A 15,385-nucleotide genomic window follows, 5' to 3' on the forward strand; every position below is an offset into this window, starting at 1 on the left:
TTTATGGGATAATATCTTCATGAACTTGCGTGAAATTGGTCTCAAAGTTGGGCAGCGTCGTGCTGATCTGGGTTTATCTCAGGATCGGTTGGCAAAGCTTTGTGGCCTTTCAAGGTCCACTATCCACCATCTAGAGAAAGGCACTTTGAAGGATTTGGGTGCTGCTAAATTACTCTCCTTGCTATCCCTATTGGGTTTGGATGTCATCACTCAAGAGCACAGCAAAAAACATCATGGCTTGGATATGGCCAGTAAAACTGCAAGCGTTAGTTATAAAACTAAGCTTCACAGTAGTGACCTATCTCATTCATTAGCGTGTGGAAGATTGCCGGAAAGTATTTTTCCGCATGTTGCAACATTACTAGATGAGGCGCCTTTAGAAATTATTGTGTCTGCAGTTGAGGAGGCAGCAGCAGTGAATCATGTTGCACCCAAACTAATTTGGAAAAATATTGATCGGTGGGCGCATGAGATGCATTCACCAAGATCGGCATGGGCTTAATTGATGATGACTATCATTGAACGCGATTTACCTTCAGGGGTTTGGGAGGACTTGCTTCCGCATGCGCTTTCCATCATTGAAGATATTAAGAGTCATGGAACCCCCGATCCATTCTGGACTTTCGGGGGTGGTACCGTATTAATGTTTCGATATCAGCATCGTCTTAGTAAAGACATTGATATCTTTGTCCCAGATCCGCAGTACTTGGGCTTTGTCACGCCGCGCCTAAGTGATATAGCTGCAGCAGTCAGTACGGATTATGTTGAAGATCAAAGTTCATACGTTAAGTTAATTCGCCCGGAGGGGGAGATTGACTTTGTGGCATCTCCAAACCTAACAGAATCACCATTTGAGATATGGAATATTGGTGGGGAACATATTCGGGTAGAAACTGCTGCAGAGATTGTGGCAAAGAAATTATGGCATCGAGGCGACAGGGCGACTGCTCGCGATTTATTTGATCTATCTTTAGTTATTGAGCGTGAACCTGAAGCCTTGATGAAGGCTACCAAATTCTTGCTAAAAAATGCCGATCCATTTATTAGTCAGATAGCGAGCAGAGCATCAGTATTAAAGACCCAGTTCTCTGAAATCGATGTGCTTAATTACAGGCCGGACTATGATGAGGCCGCTCAAAGGGCGACTGCATTCCTGAGTACGCTTAAGTAATAAGTATTTTAGAAATGCATGGAGGCAAAATGTTAAAGCGATTTCAGGGGGATGCCGGGCGCAGACTGATAATAGAGGCGCTAACTGGGCAAAAATTAATTGGTGGAAATCGTGCGCTTGCTGAGCTGATCGCTGACAAGATAGAAGTTCAGGAGATTTATGCTGGGAATTGCCTAATTGAGCAAGGAGAATCTGATAACCACTTGTACTTTATTTTTAGTGGCGCCTTTGATGTCATTGTCAATAAGCGACGGATTGGGCGTAGGTTTCCAAATGATCATGTAGGGGAAATGGCTGCGATTGAGCCTTCTCAACCAAGAGCTGCATCAGTGATGGCTACTGAGACTAGTATTGTTGCGCAAATTGCAGAAAAAGATTTGGCAGATGTAAGCCAGCGCTATCCAGAAATCTATCGCTGTATTGCAAGAGAATTATCAAAACGACTCTACCAGCGGAATGTTCATGTAGGGGCTGCTCGTGATCGAATTAAGGTTTTTGTTATATCTTCCGTGGAGTCGCTTGAAATTGCTAGGGCAATACAGAATGCCTTTGCCTACGATGACTTCATTACTACTGTTTGGACGGATGGCGTATTTAAGGTTTCAAACTACACACTACAAAGTCTGCTAGATGCTGTAGATGATTCTGATTTCGCCATCGCTATCGCACATGCTGATGACAAGGCCTTGTATAGAGATCAAGAGTGGCCTGTTCCAAGGGATAACGTAGTATTTGAGTTGGGGTTATTTATGGGTAGGCTTGGACAGAGTCGGGCAATTCTTATGGAGCCACGTGAAAGCAATGTCAAGTTGCCTAGCGATCTAACTGGAATTACAACAGTTAATTATCGATATGAGCCTGGAGTCGACATTGCCTCACTCGTGGCCCCTGCTTGCAACCAACTCCGCGATCATATTCTCCGACTTGGACCAAACAACTAAGAGGCATCAATGGCGCTGTCTGACGACTTAAAGAAGTGGGTTGACGAAACGTTCACCAGCAATTGGGATATTGAAGTAACAGCTGGAGTCCCCGATCCCAAAGACTTACGCTTGAATTCTAACCATGCCAAAGATCTTCGCTCTGCTACAGTTCTCTATGCAGATCTTGATGGATCTACCGATATGGTAAATGAAATGAAATGGGAATTTAGTGCGGAGATTTATAAGACTTTTTTAAAGTGCGCGTCCGACATTATCAAGAGCGAGGGTGGCGTAATTACCGCATATGATGGGGATCGGGTGATGTCAGTTTTCACCGGAAAACTTAAAAATTCTGATGCAGCGCGATGTGCCCTAAAAATCAACTCTGCTGTGAAAGATATTATCCAGCCAGCAATTTCTAAGAAATGGAAGACTGACTTTGTAATTAAGCACGTTGTAGGTATCGATACCAGCCAGCTGAGGGCTTCCCGAATAGGGGTGCGAGGTGATAACGATCTTGTATGGATTGGGCGAGCTGCAAACTATGCTGCAAAGTTAACAAATCTTGGAGGCAAGCCAAGCTTAATAACTGAAGATGTTTATAAAATGCTTGCAGATAAGTCCAAGTATTTCAATGGTAAAAATATGTGGGTTCGTGAGTATTGGGAGGAGATGGATATCTGGATCTATAGTTCCACATGGAAGTGGACTGTATAGAGCTAACTCCCTAGTAATCTTGGTGCAGGGGTATCAAATCAATAGTTGTTCATCGGGTTGGTGATCCGTTACACCTACAGATTAAGGTTGGTGGGTCGGGCGAGATTCGAACTCGCGACCAACGGATTAAAAGTTCTTGTTCTAGTAGTCAAAAAGGCCTTTAACGCCTGTTTATATGGGGTTAAGACTCCATTGGTTCACTATATTTGACAGTATTTTGCTTCGTGGTCGAACTTTGGTTGAGCCTCTTAGGACCTTTTGAAGCCCAAAGAGGTTATTGATATAAGAAGACTGCAAAACTTAAAACCCCATTTCAAAAATGAGTCTAAATCTTTTTTACTTCAAGTAAAAGAATTAGTTCAGTTGAGTTGGCTTGACTAGCAGTACCACTAATGAATGGGAGTGGCCAAGGCCAGCTTGTTAGGCTGTTCTTTGTTGAATCGTTGAGCCCGCCTATGACTAAAAGCTCGTTATCTGTTACAGACAGGCTAGTACGCAGTTCACGCTTATTTAAAGTTGGAGAGCCATTCACACCAGTTGTTGTTTTAACGAAGCTAGAAATCTGCTGAAAAATATCAACATCAACGGCTTGATCGTGGACACGGGGCGAAACTTCAAATAGCGAACCTGATGACTTATATTCGATAGATTGGGTAGAAGTGCCAGTACCAGTGGTAACAATTGCCCCAAGAATAGGAACATCTGAACCGACCACAAATCGAGCCGTAGAGCCCGATTTAACACGGGTATAGGGGCTTGTAAGTATCGTGAAATTGCCGTTACTAGAAAGGACCTGAGATACATAGCTAGCATTCTGACGCTTCAAAGGGTGCTGGGTCATTCAAGCTTGGCAATGACAATGAAATACGCTCACCTAGCGCCTGATCACCTTCAAGATGTCTTAAGGCTCAATCCGATAGCAATTGGTTAAAAAACCAAAGTTTCCAAGTAAATTCAAAAAATTGAGATTTACTTGGAAACAATAAATAAGCCTTAAGCTTTCACAAAATGTAATAGCTGTTGAACTTTTGTTGAACTATTAAAGGAAAAGCCCCGCAAGCGTTAACTTGTGGGGCTTTTAGATACTGGTGGGTCGGGCGAGATTCGAACTCGCGACCAACGGATTAAAAGACGTGGAATTGTGTTCGAACAGTAGTCGAGTCATTGGTTTAAACCTGTGAGGAAAGTGGTGTGGTGTAGGCGGGTGGTCTCCTGGTGCCGGATTTGAATTCTTGGATTCCCAGTGGCGTCGACAGCATCATTATGAAGTGTCCGGAGAAGTGACACTAGGTTTGTCGGGTTAACCGACAAAATCTAAGTAGCCACTTGGGATAATAAAATCAGACTAGGGTAGTTTTTCGTCTTACTCTTCCAGTAGGCTTCTTAACATCCACGCAGTTTTTTCATGAACATCTTGTCGTTGAGTAAGCAAGTCTGCAGTAGGTTGATCATTTGCTTTTTCAACTAAAGGAAAAAGTTTACGAGCGGTTTTGGCTGTTGCTTCTTGAGCTTTAACAAGATGCTTGACCATATCCATTGCTTTTGGCACACCCTCAACCTCTTTTATTGAGGAGAGCTTGGCAAATTCTTTATAAGTTCCTGGGGCTGGCTCGCCAAGGGCTCTGATGCGCTCAGCTATTAAATCAAGTGCTGTCCATTGCTCGGTATATTGAGTCATGAACATGGTATGAAGAGTATTAAACATGGGCCCCTTCACATTCCAATGAAAGTTATGAGTCATTAAATACAAAGAGTAGCTATCGGCTAAAAGCTCAGATAAACCTTTAGCGATGGCTTTGCGATCCTTTTCACTAATGCCAATATCAATTGCGGTTTTGGATAATTTAGTACTCATAACTTCTCCTTCATTGGTAACGATGTTTCAGACGATGCTGATATCAACTTCTATATTGCCACGAGTTGCGTTGGAATAAGGACAAACTTGATGAGCGGTATCCACTAAATCCCTGGCAACTGACTTTTCTAAGCCGGGTAAGGCTATGGCCAATTTGACAGCGATACCAAATCCTTGTGGGATTGGGCCAATGTCAACACTAGCATCAATAGAAGCATCATCAGGCACCTTAACCTTTTTTAGCCCAGCAACATGCTTGAGTGCTCCCATAAAGCAAGCTGAATATCCAGCGGCAAAGAGTTGTTCAGGATTGGTTGCTGTACCAGTGCCACCCATTGCTTTTGGCAAGGCTAGGTCGACATTGAGTAGGCCATCATCACTAACGGCTTTGCCATCTCTACCGCCAGTAGTATGAGTATGGGCTGTGTACATTACTTTTTCGAGTTTGTTCATGGTATTACCCCTTCAATTAAAAAATATGGTGACTGTGTAAGTATTGGGTGGCGCCAATGGCGATTCCAGCAATATCAATGGCGGCGCCGATAATCAAGCGAGTAGGTTCTGTTTTTCTCAAGGCATTGATGATCATGGCTTGCCTCCATTGATGGCATTACTAAAGAATGTTGCCAAGTCTTTTTCAAACTCATGATTGAGAAAGTACAAGCTCTCAGATAAGTTGTAATGGTTCTTCATTTCTCGCTCCTTTCGTTTGTTAATGGCGATGGAGTGATTCTGAGCTGATATTTGTTATCAGTCCAATGAATAATTTTGAACTTTATTATCTAAAAAATAGATTATTATTGATATACGAGTTTTTAAGGCCTTTAGGCCGCTCTTGAGGCTGCTTTTCTCTGGGGGTTCCTAATCTATTAGGCGCTTAGCATTTATTGTTTGTGCTCAAATGAAGTATTGAACACAAGCTTGAGATGAAACCATTTAAAAAAATCTATGTATTGGGTGCAGGTGCCGTAGGGTGCTTCTTTGGGGGTATTTTGGCTCGTGCGGGTCTTGATGTCACGCTTATCGCTCGCCCCGATAGGGCTCAGGCGATTAATGAATTTGGTCTTGAGCTTGATTGCCAGACCTTTCATGATGTGGTGCATTTAAAAGCGAGTAGTGATATCTCATTGTTGGCTGATGCTGACTTGGTATTGTTAAGTGTTAAGTCGCCAGACACGGAGCCCGTTATTCGTTCGATTGATTCAATTTTGCCATCCCATTCTGTAATGTTAAGTTTGCAAAATGGCGTTGCTAATGTACCAATTGCAAGAACTTTTATTGCTAATGCCGTGTATCCAGTAGTTGTATATGTTGCCACTGGCATGATCGGACATCGAACTGTGAAGCATCACGGAAGGGGTGAACTCGTGCTCGGCTCTATTGATACCATGACAGATCAAGATTCAAAGATCCTCGCTGCGATTAGTCAATTATTTAATGAAGCCAGGATTCCTTGCTCTATTACTCAAGATATCAAAAAGCAGATGTGGCTTAAGTTTTTGGTCAATTGCTCTTATAACGGAATTTCAGCTATTGGACATGTATCTTATGGTGATATGGTCGCAGTTCAAGAAGTTAAGGCCTTAATAGATAAGATTACCAAAGAATTTCTGATGGTCGCGTTTATGGAAGGTGTGCATATTAGCGAGCGTGAGGCAAGAGAAGTTAATGAGTCAATTGCCAAGACCATGACTACTCAGATATCCTCTACAGCGCAAGATCTAGCTAAGGGAAGAAGGACGGAAATAAACTATTTGAACGGATATATCGTTGAGCTTGGTAAGCGTTATGGAATAGAGACGCCATGTAATTTATCTGTTTATGCGATGGTTAAAATGCTAGAGAGCTAGATTAAACCCAGCGCCCTTGATTAAGCAGCTTTAGAGTTCGATCGGATCTCATTCAACAGCCACTCCTCAAATAATTTAATTTTTTTATTTGATTTTTCACCACTCCGATAGGAGAGAAAGTGTGTTTCTTCCTTAATTCTTTTAAATTGATTGACTCCAATTTCAACCAGTTCACCCTTTGATATTTCGCGTTCAGCTAAGCGACTGCTCTCAAGCACCACCCCAAGGCCATCTACAGCTGCTGAAATCGATAAGGCGGCCCTATCGAACGAAAGTCTAGGTTGAGCACTTTGTACTAGCTTATTAATTTCAAACCATTTATTCCATGTCATTTGATTGATGGAGGAGTCAATTAATGTCAGTTGAGAAATTTGTAACCTTGCAGAATTCTTCGCATTTAGAATTTTAGGTGAGCACATGGGCAAAATATCTTCGCGACCAAGTGGTATGTGGATTACACCTGCACTTCCTAAGGTAGCTTGGTATGAAATAGCGATATCAATTTCTCGATTGCGTATTAAGTCAATTGGTTCTGGTCCAGACGTTAGTCTTATCGAGATGGTTGGGTTGGTATTGATAAATCTCGCCAGTCTAGGGCTTAACCATTTTGCTGCAAAGCTGGGTGCGCAATGTACCGCTAAGACTTGAGCATTAGGTGCTAATGTTACTTCGCTACATGCTGCCTCAATAACGTCAAACACTCTAGAAAGACTTTCTAACAGTCTTTTACCTTCACTGTTGAGTTCAACTTTACGATTGCGCCTGATAAATAGCGGCTTAGAAAAATATTCCTCCAACTCTTTAATTTGATGACTGATTGCTGACTGGGTGAGATGCAGTTCATTTGCTGCCAGGGTAAAGCTTTCAAGTCGAGCTGCAGACTCAAACGCCCTTAAAAGCACAAAATTTGGTATTTTTCTCATGTTTGGTAATTATATATGAATCACATTCATGTAAACATGCACAACTCTTGATTGTCAAAATAACTATGTCGCTTCAATATGGCGTTCAATTTGATCTAAATCAAATCGATCACAAATAACTGGAGGGGACAAGTGGCTGAGACTATCGATAAAAATGAACGCAAAATGGATCTGGGAAGTAGGGAGTCAATCTATCAACCAGAAGATGCAAGTTTGATTTTTCCTTATGCACCTAAATTTAAGAACTTTGCTGAGCAGCGACAGCATCTTAAAGAGAGGCTAGTCGCTGCATGTCGTGCATTTGCATTGGAGGGTTTTGATTATGGATTTGCAGGCCATCTAACTGTTCGCGATCCAGAGCATCCACATCTATATTGGACAAATCCAATGGCCGTTCACTTTGATCAAGTCAAAGTGTCTAATTTACTCTTGGCTGACCACCAGGGAAATGTATTAGAGGGTAAGCACGCCCTAAATCGTGCGGGATTTGTTTTGCATGCAGCTGTTCATGAAAAGCATCAAGACATCGTTGCTATGTGTCATGCACATACGGTTTACGGTACTGCATTTGCTGCCTTGGGTAAAAAATTAGAGCCTATCTCCCAAGATGCCGCAGCGTTTTACGAGGACCATATTGTATTAAGTGAGCAGGCGGGTCAAGTAGCTGTGGAGGATCAGGCGGGGTACAACGTAGCAGGCTCTATTCCAAAGGTAAAAGGCATTATTCACAAGAATCATGGATTGCTAACGGTGAGCCGTCACAGTATCGATGCAGCAGCCTTCTGGTTTATTGCGCTTGAAAGATGTTGCAAGCAGCAAATGGCAGTTATGGCCACCGGTGTTGAGCCAACCTTATTGAGCCCAGAGGTAGCTCGCTATAGCCGCGAACACGTTGGCAGTGAATATATTGGTTGGTTGCATTTCCAAACTATTTGGAATCAATTAATCGCAAAACAACCTGATATGTTTGCGTAATAAGCAAAAACTGTGGAGAAATTTATGAAGCTATTTAATCTTAAAAAATCACTCGCAATTGCAATTTCCATCTCAAGCTTGATGATGGGTCAAGCATTTGCGCAAAACGCAGAAATTAAAGAACGTACTTTGAAGTTCGCATATGTACAACCTAAGGGTAGTCATATGGGTTTTGGAGTGGAGAAGTTCGCTGAATTAGTGGCTAAAAAAAGCGGCAACAAAATCATCGTTAAAGGATATCCAGATGGATCATTGGGCGGCGATTTGAATGTTTTAACTTCATTACAAGGTGGAACCGTTGATATGACAACAATGCCACCTAGTCTTATGGTTGGCCAGGCGAAAGTGTATGGCGCATTTTCTATTCACTTCTTGTTCAACGATTTTAAAGAAGCCGATACTGTTTTGGATGGCCCGGTTGGCAAAAAGTTTTTAGAGAAAACTCCAAAGGGTGTAGTGGGATTGACCTATTGGGATCATGGCTTCAGAAATATTTCAAACAGCAAGCGCTCTATTGCAAAGGTAGAAGATATACAAGGCCTTAAACTTCGAGTCTTGCAAGAGCCTTTATTTGTAGATTCATTTAGTGCTTTGGGAGCTAACCCAGTTCCGCTAGCGTTTACTGAGTTGTACAGTGCAATGGAAACTAAAGCGGTTGACGGGCAAGACAATCCAATCGCTGCATTTGAGGCAAATAAGTTTTATGAGGTTCAAAAATACCTCTCCTCAACTCGTCACGTATATCAACCTCTTATTGTTTTAATCAGCAGTAAGGCTTGGGATCAATTTACTCCAGCTGAGAAAAAATTGATTCAGGAGGCGGCTAACGAGACAACAATTGAGCAGCGCAAAGTGTCTCGTGGCATGGATGCAAAGGCGATTGATTTGGTGAAGAAACAGGGCGTAATTTTTACTGATGTTTCTCCACAAGAGCGTTCTCGCATGAGAGACAAAGTAAAACCTGTTACTGATAAGTATTTGCAAGATATGAATGCAGTTGATCCTTTGCCAGCAGAATTGGTAAAAGCCGTCGAAGCACAGCGCTCTAAAAAATAAGTAAACTTTAGGCATATCAAGTACTGCTCTCAGCGGTCAATCGCTGAGAGCTTCTTCTATTTTGGCTATATGTTCATGATTTCATCTTTAATAAATTCCTTTTTTCGAATAATGAGGCTATTTACGGCCATATGTTTAGCGGTAATGGTTGTTTTGGTCTTTGGTAACGTTGTTTTGCGTTACGGCTTTAATTCTGGCATTGCATTCTCAGAAGAAATGTCTCGCTGGGCTTTTGTTTGGCTAATATTTGTTGGAGCTATTGGCGGCCTGAGGGATCTCTCACATCTTGGTGTTGATTCATTGGTCTCAAAACTATCGCGAACAGGAAAATTGGTGTGCTACATCCTCAGTCACATTCTGATGCTGGGAATTGTTGGAGTATTTCTATATGGCAGCTTTGCGCTGTTGATGATTAATTTCGATAACGTCACCCCTGTTTCAGGGGTTTCTCTTGCTTGGTACTATTCTGCTGCTATTTTCTTCTCGTTGGCTGCTTTACCGATTCTTTCATATCACTTGTATAAGGCGTTTAGCGGTCGCATTAGTGATGTGGAGCTTATTGCCATTAAAGAGTCAGAGGATGATGCGGATCTAGATGAGATTTTGAAAGATCTTGAGCATGTTAAGTCTCCTAATTTAAGTCGAAAGGGGATCTAATATGACTATTTTCATTTTCATTGGTTCGCTATTAGCACTGATGGCGTTGGGTATGCCCATCGCCTTTGCCTTGTTAGGGTGTGGCATCGCTTTAATGATGCATTTGGATATTTTTGATGCGCAAATTATTGCCCAGAACGTTATCGCTGGAGCTGATAGTTTTCCTTTGATGGCGGTCCCATTTTTCATGCTTGCAGGTGAAGTAATGAATGCTGGCGGCTTATCTAAAAGAATTGTTGCTGTTGCCTTGGGAGTGGTTGGCCATATTAAGGGTGGTTTAGGTTACGTGACTATTGTTGCTGCATGTATTTTGTCGGCCCTTTCAGGGTCTGCAGTTGCTGATGCCGCAGCACTATCGGCATTGCTGGTGCCCATGATGGTTAGTGCTGGCCATGATCAAAAGCAATCAGCTGGATTGGTTGCTGCAGCTGGGGTTATAGGGCCGATCATTCCCCCTAGTATTGGATTTGTCATTTTTGGCGTGGCAGCAAACTTATCTATTACAAAGTTATTCTTAGCCGGAATTTTCCCTGGATTGCTGGTTGGCCTTTCATTATGGCTAACTTGGTGGTGGCTTATTCGCAAAGAGAATATTCAGCCTCCACCGAAGATTCCATTTAATGAAGTGGCAAGATCTTTGATTGATGGATTTTGGGCTTTGATGCTCCCATTGATCATTATTTTTGGCTTAAAGCTTGGAGTTTTTACGCCAACAGAGGCTTCTGTAGTTGCTGCGGTATACGCTATATTTGTAGCCACTGTTATTTACCGCGAGCTAAAGCTTAGTGAGTTATTAGAGTTGTTTTCTAGGGCAGCTCAAACGACAGCGATTGTGATGTTCTTGGTTGCCGCAGCAATGGTCTCTGCCTGGTTAATTACCGTTGCTGATTTACCTTCTAAAGTTGTTGGTTTGCTTGAACCATTTATGAGTAATCAAATATTGTTGATGTTTGCAATCATGGTTTTGGTTGTGATTGTGGGCACGGCAATGGATATGATCCCGACAATTCTGATACTGACTCCGGTTTTGGTTCCAGTTGTAAAGCAGGCGGGTATCGATCCAATTTACTTTGGTGTACTGTTTATTATCAATAACAGTATTGGATTAATTACACCACCTGTAGGTACTGTTTTAAATGTTGTAGCTGGCGTAACAAAAACTTCTATGTCGGATTTAATGAAAGGGGTAATGCCTTTCTTGATAGCGGAGTTGGCCATCCTTTTGCTAATGGTTTTGTTCCCATCCCTGGTGACTGTACCTATGCGTTGGTTCTATTGACATTTGAATAGCCACATACAATAACCCTCATCAGATATGGTGGGGGTTTTGTGTTTTAAGCTTATTTTTGTAAGGTAACCTGACAAATCACCCTAGGCGTCCTTTTAAGAGGAGCTTACTGCCTCACTGGCCCGGCAGAGTCAAATATCCCCACCCAATAAACGCTCAACAGCTTGGCATTGCGACCAACAGTCACGAATACATTCCATTTGGCAAAAAGAAAAAGGACCACATTGCTGTGATCCCTTCGTATTACTGGTGGGTCGGGCGAGATTCAAACTCGCGACCAACGGATTAAAAGACGCAGAATTGTGCTGAACAGTAATCAAAACATTAGCTTAAACCTGCTTAGAAAGTGATGTGATATCGGCGGTTGGTCTAGCGGGTTTGGTTGGCGTAAGGTGGAGATCAATTGGTTTCGACAGCGTCTTGTTGGAGTGTCGCGTTTCCGGACGCTTATGTTGTCGGGTTAACCGACACTTGGAATGGGAGCTATCGGCCACTAAGAGACCTTCTGAAGTTGTTGAGCCGCCTCTTCCACCAAGTCATTGGGTATTCAGGGGGTTGTGGCATTACAGCAGCTATGTGAGTGATTAATCCATTTGACTTGTATGGAAAAGCTCTAAATGCAAAATACGAAGAAATATGCTGTAATTAGCTAATGAGAAAAATCCTGATAATTCTGGCCCTGCTAGCTTTATCGATACAAACATCCTATGCTACGGTTTCTGCTTACTGCCAAGAAGAGCAGGCAGCAGCTTCTCATGTTTCACATCACGAGCATGAGAAGCCAGTCAGCATTGCCTCTGCTAGCGATTCTGCAAGCTACGATTCTGATTGTGGGGTCTGTCATTTGGCGCATTCTCCAGCATTGCATTCCACTTTTAGCATTTCAGTTACCTCTACCATCTTTCATTATGAAGATGCACGAGTAGAGTTTTTAGTCGATATTTCTCCTCACCGCCCCGAAAAACCCAATTGGCTCGCTCTCGCCTAAGTTAGCGAGAGCCTTAACCTAATTCTTCTCCTCTCGCTAACTCTGTTTTGAACAAACAAATGGAGTTTTTATGTTGCGAGAGTATTCGGGCGTAGTTCGTCGCTGCGTCATTCAATTTACTGGATTGGTATTTATATTGGGATCGCCAATAGCGCTGGCTAATGCCGAGCTCAAAGGTGGATCGACCTTAAAGTCCTTCTATGAATCTTCATGGGAGCGCCAACCTGACTACAAGTCCTATCAGTATCGAGTAGAGGCCGCGCTTGCTAAGCAAAAAATTGCTAGCAGCCTTTTGGTAAGCCCAGCTTCGGTTGAAGTGTCGCAAAAGACCGATAGAACTAACAGCAATCAAGGCGCTAGTGAAACCATACTGGGTTTAGATATCCCCCTGTGGTTATGGAATGAGCGGTCAAGCTCAATTAATTTAGCGGATGCTGAATATAAAAAGCTTTTGTCTCAATACTATCTATCCCAATTGAGAATTGCAGCTGAAGTAAGGGATGCCTATTGGAATTACCAGAAATCAAAAATTGAGTCTGATTTAGCGCTACGCAGAAATGAGAATGCAAAGAGCTTAGCTCTTGATGTTGAAAAGAGATTTAAGGCTGGAGACTTATCTCGCGCTGATCTTCATCAGGCCAATGGTGCCCTCGCATCATCAGAAGCTTTTTTGGTCGAAGCGCAGGCCAACGTAATTAATGCTGAGCAAAGGGTGCGTACTTTATTAGGAAGTGAGTATCTCAAGAAAATTCAATTCGGTGACATTGCTAAAAATATTGAACCGCTACCTAAGGTTCCTGAAAACCTGTCAGGACTAGATTCTAGTTTGCCAATCGTTGCAGCCCTTGTAGATCAGTTAGAGGTTGCTAAAAAAGCAGTTGACCTAGCAAAGTCTCAAACTCGGGCTTCCCCACAATTGCAAATATGGACTACTAAGGGCCGTGAAGTCTATGGCGTTCCGTATCAGCAATCAGTTGCTGTTGGGTTAAGAATTCCTTTTGGCTCTGATGCTCGCAATACCAATAGATTGGCCAGTGCTACTGCTGAGATGGTCGATTCAGAGGTTCGATTGTCCTATGAGCGAGAGTCTGCATTAAGTAATGTGGAGTCAAATGTGGCTTTAGTGAAGTCGGCAAAAATGAAGCTTGGCGCTGCAGATAAGAGGTCTAACTTAGCCAATGAAACACGTCAATTTTTTGACAAATCATTTCGCTTTGGTGAAACCGATTTGCCCACAAGACTACGTATTGAGCTAGAAGCAGTGGATGCAAATAGGCAGGCTGCAATTGCAAAAATCAATTACGCAGTTTCAGTTTCAAATTTACGACAGGCCCTTGGCCTGTTACCAGAGTAAGGTCACTTTAACTATGAATTTATTGAACAAATATAGTCAGTGGGCGTCAAAACTATTAATTGCGCTATTTCTGACGATCGCATCGGCAACTTATGCAGGTCCTGGTCATGGGGAGGAAAAACCCACCACTGCACAAACTCAATCACTACCTCGCTTTTATGCTGAATCTGATCTCTATGAGGCGGTAGGAGTGATTAACGGCAAGGAAATCACGCTCTACCTAGATCGCTACTCCTCCAATGAATTGGTCAAAGGAGCCAAGGTTGAAATTGAGCTTGAGGGCTCTAAAATTAGTTCAGAGCCTCATGGCGATGGAGAGTATCTCTTTCGCCTAAAAAATAAAATTAAAGATCAGCCTACTGCGATCACCATCACGATTAATGATGATGTTACCGACATACTAGCAGCCACTATAGATCTAAGTTCCTTTGAGCGCTCCTCATTGATCACTTGGAAATCAGCAATAAAGATCTTGCTTTATTTCAGCCTCTTGATGGCAATTGCCTATTTGTCTTATCGCAAGAAAGAGGTGTTGATGACGAATACAAAAAAACTAATCAAACAAATTAAGGAGCGGGTATGAATCGCAAACAGAGAGATTTTGTATTTCGCCCCATTGTCCTCATTAGTTTATCTGTGGCGCTATTTGCTTTTAAGGTTTATGCTGGGCCGGGTCATGGCGAGTCGGAAGTATCCCAAGTTCAAGGTGACGCCCCTAAAAGACAGTCGGACGGCAGTCTTTTTATTCCCAAGCCTGCGCAACGCCAGTTACACGTGATGACAGCTCCTGGCCAGTTCGGCGAATATGCCAAAACCTATGATTTAGCTGGAAAAGTCATTATGGATCCTAACTTTGGCGGTAAGGTGCAAGCGATTGTTGCTGGCCGTATTACGCCGGGACCAGCTGGTTTTCCATTGCCCGGACAGAAGGTTAGTAAAGGCGATGTCTTGGCGTATGTAACGCCAGAGGCTGGCCCAGGAAAATCAAGATCACTTGCGGAAAGTCGACTAAAGCGTTTGCGAGATCTGAGCGATACGGTCCCTCGTAAGACTATTGAAGAGGCAGAAGCCGCTGTTGCTAATGAAGAATTAAGAGCCCCAGTCAGCGGAATTATTTCTACTACGGGTGTCGTATCTGGCCAAGTAGTGCAAGCAAGAGATCTAATCTTTGAGGTCGTTAATCCATCCAAGCTATTAATAGAAGCGCTTGCCTACGATTCAAGTCTGAGTAAGAACATTGCTGATGGCAAGGTGGATGTCAATGGCAAAGTGATTGAGCTCAAGTATCTTGGTGGTGGACAGACCCTCAGAGAGCAAGCCTTACCTCTAACTTTTTCTGCTAAATCGGACGATCTCCAATTTTTACCCATAGGTCAGCCCATTCGAGTATTTGTAAATACCGATAGCAAGATCACTGGAGTAAAGGCGCCTTCAAAATCATTAGTCAAAAGCAGCTCGAACCAAACAATTGTCTGGATTAAAAAGTCCCCAGAAATATTTGAGCCAAGAACAGTTGTATATGAGCCTTTAGATGGTCAGAGCATTGTTATTACTAGTGGTATTAAAGATGGTGAACGAGTCATTACTGATGGGGCATCCCTCATCAATCAAATTCGTTAAGGATTAAG

17 protein-coding genes are annotated in these 15,385 nt (G+C 42.7%); 13 read left to right on the plus strand and 4 right to left on the minus strand.

Translation table 11 applies throughout. The annotated features are described in order from the left end of the window. Positions 1–19: 19 nt before the first annotated feature. The 4 genes from ICN42_RS04935 to ICN42_RS04950 are packed head-to-tail and all read left to right on the plus strand — an operon-like array spanning position 20 to position 2,811. Positions 20–502: a helix-turn-helix transcriptional regulator gene (locus ICN42_RS04935; RefSeq protein ID WP_216251744.1), complete on the plus strand. Its 483-nt coding sequence runs from the start codon at positions 20–22 to the stop codon at positions 500–502. A gap of 6 nt (positions 503–508) precedes the next feature. Beyond that, positions 509–1,171: a nucleotidyl transferase AbiEii/AbiGii toxin family protein gene (locus ICN42_RS04940; protein ID WP_216251745.1), complete on the plus strand. Its 663-nt coding sequence runs from the start codon at positions 509–511 to the stop codon at positions 1,169–1,171. 29 nt (positions 1,172–1,200) lie between these two features. Then, on the plus strand, positions 1,201–2,112 hold the full coding sequence (locus ICN42_RS04945; RefSeq protein WP_216251747.1) for a TIR domain-containing protein: 912 nt from the start codon (positions 1,201–1,203) through the stop codon (positions 2,110–2,112). 9 nt (positions 2,113–2,121) lie between these two features. Next, positions 2,122–2,811: an adenylate/guanylate cyclase domain-containing protein gene (locus ICN42_RS04950; RefSeq protein ID WP_216251749.1), complete on the plus strand. Its 690-nt coding sequence runs from the start codon at positions 2,122–2,124 to the stop codon at positions 2,809–2,811. A gap of 325 nt (positions 2,812–3,136) precedes the next feature. Here ICN42_RS04950 and ICN42_RS04955 read toward each other — a convergent pair whose 3' ends face one another. The 3 genes from ICN42_RS04955 to ICN42_RS04965 form a co-directional block, all read right to left on the minus strand. Further along, entirely contained in the window at positions 3,137–3,652 is a 516-nt protein-coding gene (locus ICN42_RS04955) for a type II and III secretion system protein (RefSeq protein ID WP_216251751.1), read from the minus strand. Between the two features lie 522 nt (positions 3,653–4,174). Then, entirely contained in the window at positions 4,175–4,666 is a 492-nt protein-coding gene (locus tag ICN42_RS04960) for a Dps family protein (protein WP_216251753.1), read from the minus strand. A gap of 27 nt (positions 4,667–4,693) precedes the next feature. After that, the gene (locus ICN42_RS04965; RefSeq protein WP_216251755.1) at positions 4,694–5,119 is read right to left on the minus strand and encodes an organic hydroperoxide resistance protein; all 426 of its coding nucleotides are present in this window, start codon (positions 5,117–5,119) and stop codon (positions 4,694–4,696) included. 473 nt (positions 5,120–5,592) lie between these two features. Here ICN42_RS04965 and ICN42_RS04970 point away from each other — a divergent pair, with 473 nt between their 5' ends. Then, the gene (locus ICN42_RS04970; RefSeq protein ID WP_216251758.1) at positions 5,593–6,516 is read left to right on the plus strand and encodes a ketopantoate reductase family protein; all 924 of its coding nucleotides are present in this window, start codon (positions 5,593–5,595) and stop codon (positions 6,514–6,516) included. 20 nt (positions 6,517–6,536) lie between these two features. Here ICN42_RS04970 and ICN42_RS04975 read toward each other — a convergent pair whose 3' ends face one another. Beyond that, positions 6,537–7,439, minus strand: a complete 903-nt coding sequence (locus ICN42_RS04975) for a LysR substrate-binding domain-containing protein (RefSeq protein WP_216251761.1) — start codon at positions 7,437–7,439, stop codon at positions 6,537–6,539. A 165-nt stretch (positions 7,440–7,604) separates the two neighbouring features. Between ICN42_RS04975 and ICN42_RS04980 the strand changes: the two genes are divergently transcribed. The 8 genes from ICN42_RS04980 to ICN42_RS05015 all read left to right on the plus strand — a co-directional run bounded on the left by ICN42_RS04980 (position 7,605) and on the right by ICN42_RS05015 (position 15,377). After that, on the plus strand, positions 7,605–8,414 hold the full coding sequence (locus ICN42_RS04980) for a class II aldolase/adducin family protein (protein ID WP_216252925.1): 810 nt from the start codon (positions 7,605–7,607) through the stop codon (positions 8,412–8,414). Positions 8,415–8,438: 24 nt separating this feature from the next. Then, positions 8,439–9,470, plus strand: a complete 1,032-nt coding sequence (locus tag ICN42_RS04985) for a DctP family TRAP transporter solute-binding subunit (protein ID WP_216251764.1) — start codon at positions 8,439–8,441, stop codon at positions 9,468–9,470. A gap of 111 nt (positions 9,471–9,581) precedes the next feature. Then, a complete protein-coding gene (locus ICN42_RS04990; protein ID WP_216251767.1) occupies positions 9,582–10,127 on the plus strand; it encodes a TRAP transporter small permease in 546 nt (181 codons plus the stop codon). Position 10,128: 1 nt separating this feature from the next. Next, positions 10,129–11,406: a TRAP transporter large permease subunit gene (locus tag ICN42_RS04995; RefSeq protein WP_216251769.1), complete on the plus strand. Its 1,278-nt coding sequence runs from the start codon at positions 10,129–10,131 to the stop codon at positions 11,404–11,406. A gap of 661 nt (positions 11,407–12,067) precedes the next feature. Then, on the plus strand, positions 12,068–12,403 hold the full coding sequence (locus tag ICN42_RS05000) for a hypothetical protein (protein WP_015421834.1): 336 nt from the start codon (positions 12,068–12,070) through the stop codon (positions 12,401–12,403). Positions 12,404–12,473: 70 nt separating this feature from the next. Beyond that, positions 12,474–13,757 (plus strand): TolC family protein, encoded by a 1,284-nt coding sequence (locus tag ICN42_RS05005; RefSeq protein WP_015421833.1) that lies wholly within the window; start codon positions 12,474–12,476, stop codon positions 13,755–13,757. Positions 13,758–13,770: 13 nt separating this feature from the next. Further along, positions 13,771–14,340, plus strand: coding sequence for a hypothetical protein (locus ICN42_RS05010; RefSeq protein ID WP_015421832.1), 570 nt, complete (start codon positions 13,771–13,773; stop codon positions 14,338–14,340). After that, positions 14,337–15,377: an efflux RND transporter periplasmic adaptor subunit gene (locus tag ICN42_RS05015; RefSeq protein ID WP_015421831.1), complete on the plus strand. Its 1,041-nt coding sequence runs from the start codon at positions 14,337–14,339 to the stop codon at positions 15,375–15,377. The genes ICN42_RS05010 and ICN42_RS05015 overlap by 4 nt, the downstream gene beginning before the upstream one ends. The last annotated feature ends 8 nt before the right edge of the window (positions 15,378–15,385 follow it).

The organism is Polynucleobacter sp. 71A-WALBACH, from assembly GCF_018882365.1.
In the GTDB taxonomy this organism is placed as follows: domain Bacteria; phylum Pseudomonadota; class Gammaproteobacteria; order Burkholderiales; family Burkholderiaceae; genus Polynucleobacter.